This window comes from Bartonella sp. AD328YNZD, from assembly GCF_042196425.1.
In genome coordinates this window covers 1-7,657 of the sequence record NZ_JBHIQG010000092.1, presented here as the reverse complement: position 1 = coordinate 7,657, position 7,657 = coordinate 1, and the positions used below count along the sequence as shown (strand labels likewise).

At 38.1% G+C, this 7,657-nt stretch carries 4 protein-coding genes; 3 read left to right on the top strand and 1 reads right to left on the bottom strand.

The features are described from left to right. Positions 1–2,238: ATP-binding protein (locus tag ACFIO3_RS05925; RefSeq protein WP_375704197.1), on the top strand; the 2,238-nt coding region annotated here is incomplete at its 5' end. A gap of 9 nt (positions 2,239–2,247) precedes the next feature. Here ACFIO3_RS05925 and ACFIO3_RS05920 read toward each other — a convergent pair. Next, positions 2,248–2,769, bottom strand: a complete 522-nt coding sequence (locus ACFIO3_RS05920) for a methylated-DNA--[protein]-cysteine S-methyltransferase (RefSeq protein ID WP_375607743.1) — start codon at positions 2,767–2,769, stop codon at positions 2,248–2,250. 708 nt (positions 2,770–3,477) lie between these two features. On the opposite strand from ACFIO3_RS05920, the gene carB reads away from it, so the two are divergent. Next, positions 3,478–6,963 carry a carbamoyl-phosphate synthase large subunit gene (gene carB / locus ACFIO3_RS05915; protein ID WP_375607744.1) on the top strand — a complete coding sequence of 1,162 codons (3,486 nt, stop codon included), beginning with the start codon at positions 3,478–3,480 and terminating at the stop codon, positions 6,961–6,963. A 258-nt stretch (positions 6,964–7,221) separates the two neighbouring features. Beyond that, complete coding sequence (locus tag ACFIO3_RS05910; protein ID WP_100128310.1) at positions 7,222–7,431, top strand: cold-shock protein; 210 nt, start codon at positions 7,222–7,224, stop codon at positions 7,429–7,431. Positions 7,432–7,657 lie beyond the last annotated feature (226 nt).

Here is a 7,657-nt window from a genome sequence, read left to right as displayed (position 1 = left end):
AAGCGTATTCATCTGTTTTCTGGCTCTACCTATCAAAAGCTTCTCTTTATTGAACCTTGGTTGCGACGCTCACTTCCCTTTGTCATTGTGGCATTTCTTATTGCGCTTGCTGTAATTCGTTTTGTATCAATCTATGATTGGCGCAACACAATTGATAAAAGCACACGTTCGACCATCATTCTCTTAGCTTCTCATATTACCAATACAATTGATCATGACTTATTGGCCGTTTCTCAGAAAGAAAAAAGCTCTGCCCTTTCTCATAGTCATTTGCAAGATATCCTCTCCACTTTTCGTAATCAAGATCTTATTAATCCCAGCACTCTCATCGCCATCGTTGATGAAAAAGGCAATGTCTTGGCTTCATCCAGTTCAGAGATCATCCTAGGAAAACCTTTGCAAGATTTTATCTCTGACAGCATTGCTTTACAATCTCTTGGACAACACGCTGGAGTTATGAAAATCACAATAGGCAAAGATACCCCTGCTCTTGCTTCATTTCACCAAACAGAAAATGGACAATATGGCGTATTCATTAGCGAAAAGATGCAAAATAGCGCTATGGAATGGCGCAAATTTTTTTCGCTTAATATAACTCTATTCATCGGAACGAGTGGTATTATTCTTGCTCTTCTTTATGCTTATTACAATCAACTTTTACGAGCACGTAAGACTGATCTTATTTCAGAAAAAATTCAAAACCGTATTGATATGGCAATGATGCGTGGGCGTTGTGGACTATGGGATTGGAATATGGTAAGCGGACGCGTCTACTGGTCACGAGCAATGTATGAAATGCTCGGCTATGTCCCTCAAGATGCATTGCTCTCAATTTCCCAAATTAGCACCATTATCAATCCAAATGATGCCAACTTTTTTGATCTTGCTCAAGAATTAATGGGAGGCAAAAAAAAACATATTGATATCAATGTTCCCATGCGTCATGCTGATGGTCATTATGTATGGATGCGACTGCGCGCCGAAGTTACTGAAGAAGAAGAACCCCATTTGGTTGGTATTTCTTTCGACATTAGTGAACAGCAGCAATTGGCTGAACAAACAGCTCAAGCCGACCTTCGTATTCGTGATGCGATTGAAAACATTTCAGAATCTTTTGTCTTGTGGGATGCTGAGGGACGTTTAGTCATGTCCAACAGCAAATTTTGTGAATATGCCGCTATTCCTAAACAAATTCTACAATCAGGTATCCAACGTGCAACCGTCGAAGCCATGACCCGTCCTGCTCTTAGTGAATATCCCCTTAAAGATGATGGTACGGGTAATTTAACCAGTATTCGCCAAACTGCAGATGGTTTTTGGCTCAAAATTAATGAACGTCGAACCCAAGACGGAGGACTGGTTTGTATCGGGACTGACATTTCTGAACTTAAACAACAACAGGAAAAATTTGAAGACAGCGAAAGGCGTCTTTTTTCTTTCATTCAAGAACTCAAACGTGCGAGAGGGAGTGCTCAACAACGCGCAACAGAAGTTGAAAAACTTAATAAAAGTCTGAAAGCAGAAAAAGAACGCGCCGAAAGTGCCAATAAGGCTAAATCAGAATTTTTAGCCAATATGTCTCATGAATTGCGCACTCCACTGAATGCTATTCTCGGCTTTTCAGATATCATGTTACAATCAACCTTTGGTCCTCTTGGTTCACAACGCTATAAGGAATATATGCATGATATTTATAATTCAGGAACTCATCTTCTAACCCTTATCAATGACATCCTTGATATGTCAAAAATCGAAGCTGGAAGATTTACGCTTGATTGTAAAAATACCGATCTTGAACCTATCATTAGTGAAGCAGTACGAACACTAACGCCTCAGGCTCAAGAAAAAAACATTGCTGTTACAACAAACATTACCCCAGAACTTCATGCTGAAGTTGATGGTCGTGCAATGAAACAGATTTTCCTTAATCTCATCTCTAATGCCGTTAAATTCACTCCTTCTGGCGGAAATATTGATGTCTGCGCTTTCAAGAAAAAAAATAATCTTATTTTTAAAATTACAGATACAGGTGTTGGTATTCCACAATCAGCAATTAAAAAACTTGGACAACCCTTTGAACAAGTTGAAAATCAACTTACTAAATCTCATACGGGCTCAGGTCTTGGGTTAGCCATTTCACGCTCTCTGTTAGAACTACACAAAGGAAAACTTGAAATTACTTCAAAAGAAATGAAAGGAACAACAGTAACCATTATAATGCCCATCACACAAAGTTAAATTCGTTTTTTATCCTTCATTTTGTTCTCTTTGTAACAAAATCTTTTTCCGTTTGCCCCCCCAGCGATACCCTGAAATAAAACCATTTTTACGCACAACACGATGACACGGAATGATAACAGCCAATTCGTTACGTGCACAGGCATTAGCAACGGCACGAAAAGCATTCGGCATACCAATACGGCATGCTAAGACCTCATATGAAATTGTTTCACCACATGGTATATCACATAGTGCCGCCCATACTTGTCGTTGAAAAAATGTACCATTTATATCTAAGAGAAAATTATATTTTTTTACCAACCTGGGCGTTTCTATCATGGCTATAATATGAGCAACTTCTCTCTTAAATGTATTATCACCCACAACTTGTTGTGCATCACCAAAGCGTACCGTAAACTCTTGTAATAATTGCTCTGTAGTATCTCCTAACGCTATATAACAAATTCCTTTTTTAGACTTAACCACCAAAAGCTTTCCTATTGAGACATCTTCTAGACAAAATATTCTCGTTTGGGAAATATTTAGCATTTTCATTTTCTTTATATTTTTAAAAGTTTTGAACATTATACATAAAGTAAAGGGAGGATATTTTTAATCACTTTATAAAACCAAACAAGATCATCTTGAAACTATCTGCTTAGTCATTGTATTAAAATATACTCTTTTATGGAATGGAATCATACATAGATTGACTTTCTTTCTAGCCTAAAGAATCAAGTCTTCAACCAGAGTTGATTTATCAACAATCTAACTTTTTGTTTAATATATCCCAACCGCAACTATTTTATAGGATTCAGTTCATAAGTCTACAAACAAATCCTACACTAAATTTTATCACATACTCCAACCAAAACAACTAATATGTAATTTTCATGCTCTATACCACCTCTCTAAATGTTAGTATTTTACGGGATAACAAGATAAGATTTCTATTTCATTTTACGAAACTCTATTGAACCATAAATAATGGCTTATATTTCATTTCCCACAGTATACTTGAATATTCTCGTTTTTTGGAAAACTACTACTTTTTATCAAATATCATACTTTTTATATACTGATTGGATAACTCAAACAAAAAAAGAATTTTATCTTCAATTTGATGAAAAAAAGCATGGAAAAGACATTTTAGTGCTTACTTTCTTTGTCACTTAACTTATAAAATGACTGTAGCCTCAAAACGGAAATATTTTGCCTGCCACAATCATGCACGGATATTTGTTATAGGAAAAAGCCATGCCCAAACGTACAGATATAAAATCTATTCTTATCATAGGAGCAGGACCTATTATCATTGGTCAGGCATGCGAATTTGACTATTCAGGTACACAAGCTTGTAAAGCATTAAAAGAAGAGGGTTACCGAATTATTTTGGTCAATTCTAATCCTGCTACAATTATGACAGATCCAAATCTAGCTGATGCAACTTATATAGAGCCCATTACTCCTGAAATCGTTGCCAAAATTATTGCCCATGAACGTCCCGATGCCCTTTTACCCACTATGGGAGGACAAACTGCCCTCAACACCGCTTTATCATTAAAACGTATGGGTGTTTTAGACCGTTATAATGTTGAAATGATAGGAGCCAATGCCGATGCTATTGATAAAGCAGAAGACCGTGCTTTATTTCGCCAAGCGATGACAAAAATTGGTTTGGAAACACCACGTTCTATGTTAGCCAATGCAACAGAACTGAAAGAAGAAAATCGTCGACAGCACGCAAAAACGCGTACTGAACTTAAAGAAAAACTTTCTGGTGCTGCGCTTGACAAAGCACTTGAAGAACTTGAGCGCAACTGGCGATATACCGAAGCTGATCGCAAACAACATTATATTGCCCATGCAACAGCAAAAGCAGTTCAAGCTCTTGATATTGTTGGGCTTCCAGCTATTATTCGCCCTTCATTCACCCTTGGTGGGACTGGCGGTGGAATCGCTTACAACCGCTCTGAATTTTATGAAATTATTGAACGTGGTCTTGAAGCTTCACCGACAACAGAAGTATTGATTGAAGAAAGTGTTTTAGGGTGGAAAGAATATGAGATGGAAGTTGTTCGTGATAAGAACGACAACTGTATCATTGTTTGTTCTATTGAAAACATTGACCCAATGGGGATTCATACCGGTGATTCTATCACCGTAGCACCTGCTCTTACCTTAACCGATAAAGAGTATCAATGTATGCGCAATGCCTCGATTGCTGTCTTGCGTGAAATTGGTGTTGAAACGGGTGGATCCAATGTACAGTTTGCTGTCAATCCTGAAAATGGGCGCCTCATTGTTATTGAAATGAATCCGCGTGTTTCTCGCTCTTCAGCGCTTGCCTCAAAAGCAACAGGTTTTCCCATTGCCAAGGTAGCAGCTAAACTGGCTGTTGGTTACACACTTGATGAATTAAAAAATGATATAACAGATGGTGCAACACCAGCATCATTTGAGCCTTCTATTGACTATATTGTGACCAAAATTCCTCGTTTTGCTTTCGAAAAATTTCCTGGTTCATTACCTGTCCTCACGACTGCGATGAAATCTGTAGGAGAAGTCATGGCAATTGGACGTACTTTTCAAGAATCGTTGCAAAAAGCACTCCGTGGTCTTGAAACAGGACTCACTGGTCTTGATGAAATTATAATCCCTGAACATGCTGAAGGTGATGAAAAAAATTCTATACGCTCAGCCATTGCAATACCAAGCCCTGATCGTCTGCGCTACATTGCCCAAGCCATGCGCGCTGGCTTATCTTTAAATGAAATTCACCAAATCAGCAAAATTGACCCGTGGTTTTTAGAACAAATAGCCTCCATCATTGAAATGGAACAACGTATCCGCATCCATGGATTACCCCAAGACGCAAATAACCTACGTATGTTAAAAGCTATGGGCTTTTCAGATGCACGATTAGCCACCCTTACCGGACAAGAGCCTGATGACATTGCAGCTTTGCGCAAATCACTGAATGTTAAACAAGTCTTTAAAAGGATTGACACTTGTGCGGCTGAATTTTCTTCTCCTACAGCCTATATGTATTCAACATATGAAATTCCCTTTGCAGGTGTAGAACACTCAGAAGCATACATTTCTGCACGAAAAAAAATTGCTATTTTAGGCGGTGGACCAAACCGCATTGGGCAAGGTATTGAATTTGATTACTGTTGCTGTCATGCTGCTTTTGCACTACGTGATGCAGGCTTTGAAGCTATTATGATTAACTGCAATCCTGAAACAGTTTCAACCGACTATGACACCTCTGATCGCCTTTATTTTGAATCTTTAACAACAGAAGATGTTATCGCTATTTTAGAAGCAGAACAAGAAAAAGGCGAGTTGGTTGGAGTCATCGTCCAATTTGGCGGACAAACACCCTTGAAATTGGCAAGCGCTCTAGAAAAACACAACATCCCCATCCTAGGCACTTCACCTGACGCCATCGATTTAGCAGAAGATAGAAATCGCTTTCAAAAACTGTTATTTAAACTTAATTTAACACAACCTCAAAATGCTATTGCTCACTCTATCGAACAAGCGCGACTCATTGCCCATGAACTAGGATTCCCATTGGTTGTACGTCCCTCTTATGTTTTAGGAGGACGTGCTATGCAAATTATTCGCGATGAGCGTAGCTTGCAAAATTATTTGCTTGAAAGTGTTCCTGAATTAGTACCAGAAGAGATTAAAGCCCGTTATCCCAATGACAAAACAGAACAAATCAATATATTGCTTGGTAAAAATCCACTTCTCTTTGACACCTATCTAACAGAAGCGATTGAAGTAGATGTTGACTGTCTCTGTGATGGCAACGAAACACTAATCGTTGGTATTATGGAACATATTGAAGAAGCTGGTATCCACTCTGGTGATTCAGCTTGTTCTTTACCAGTCCATACGCTCTCAAATAAAATAGTCGCTGAATTAGAGCGTCAAACCAAAGCATTAGCACAAGCACTTCATGTTCGAGGCTTAATGAATGTACAATATGCCATTAAAGATGACACCATTTATGTCTTAGAAGTCAATCCCCGTGCTTCACGTACTATTCCATTTGTTGCAAAAACGATTGGTCGTCCTATTGCTAAAATGGCTGCACGTATTATGGCAGGAGAAACGCTTCACGATGCTCTTCAAGCTTATGGTGGATTACCTTCTTCGCAGAAAAAACAACATATTGCCGTCAAAGAAGCAGTGTTTCCTTTTGCTCGTTTTTCAGGTGTTGATACACTTCTGGGTCCAGAAATGCGCTCAACCGGTGAAGTTATGGGACTTGACTATGAGTTTGCGCTTGCTTTTGCTAAAGCGCAGCTTGGGGCTGGTGTAAAACTCCCTAAGGAGGGAACTTTATTCGTTTCTGTAAGAGATGAAGATAAAAAGCGCATCTTAAATCCTATAAAACGTTTAACAGAGCTTGGCTTTTCTGTTGTTGCCACAAGTGGAACACAAAAGTTTCTCACCGAACATCATGTTGAAGCAAAAAAAATCAACAAAGTTTTAGAGGGGCACCCACATATTGAAGATGCGATTCGTAATCGCCAAATTCAATTGATTTTTAATACAACCAGCACTGCCAGTGCCATCTCAGATTCCAAATCATTACGCTATGCAGCACTCATGCAAAATGTTCCCTATTATACAACAATAGCGGGAGCCGAAGCCGTCGTAGAAGCGATCAAAGCAATCAAGAAAAAGCGCCTTGAAGTACGTTCCTTACAAAGTTATTTCAGTTAAAGTTCTTGCTATGTGGAAAAGCATACGCCTTTTGATACTCTTTCTCGATTTTTTCTTTGTACAAAAAATAGCAATTAAAGCTTGCTTTTTATTATAAAGGCTCTTATATGAGTTTTATCGAATTTTCGGTTACGTGACTTTCTTTCCTGTGCTTTCTGCACTTTTGACGAAACTTCTCCCACCTAATTTCGATCTAAAACCGTATTGAAGAATTATAGCTTCAGTACACAATATAATTATATATCTAAGGAGTTTCCTATGTCTACAGGAACAGTTAAGTGGTTTAATACAACAAAAGGTTTTGGATTCATTCAACCTAGTGATGGAAGTGCAGATGTATTTGTACACATTTCCGCCGTTGAGCGTTCTGGTCTAAGTAATCTTAATGAAGGGCAAAAAATTTCTTATGATGTTCTTCAAGATCGTCGTTCAGGAAAATTTGCCGCTGGCAACCTTGCAGCCCTTTAAAAGTTAAATTCTGCAATATTTTATTTAAAAATCTTCGTCGTTATAGGCGAAGATTTTTTTATTTTGTATAAAGCATAATTTTATCTTGTAAAAATAAAAGACTTCTTGTCTCCTTTGCACAATTTATCAAACCTCCTCTATCTTTCCTCTAAATCTTTCATAAAACCTAAGAAGAAATGACCTTGCAAAAATCTCAAAAAAGAAGAATATAAAGCCTATGTAAGAG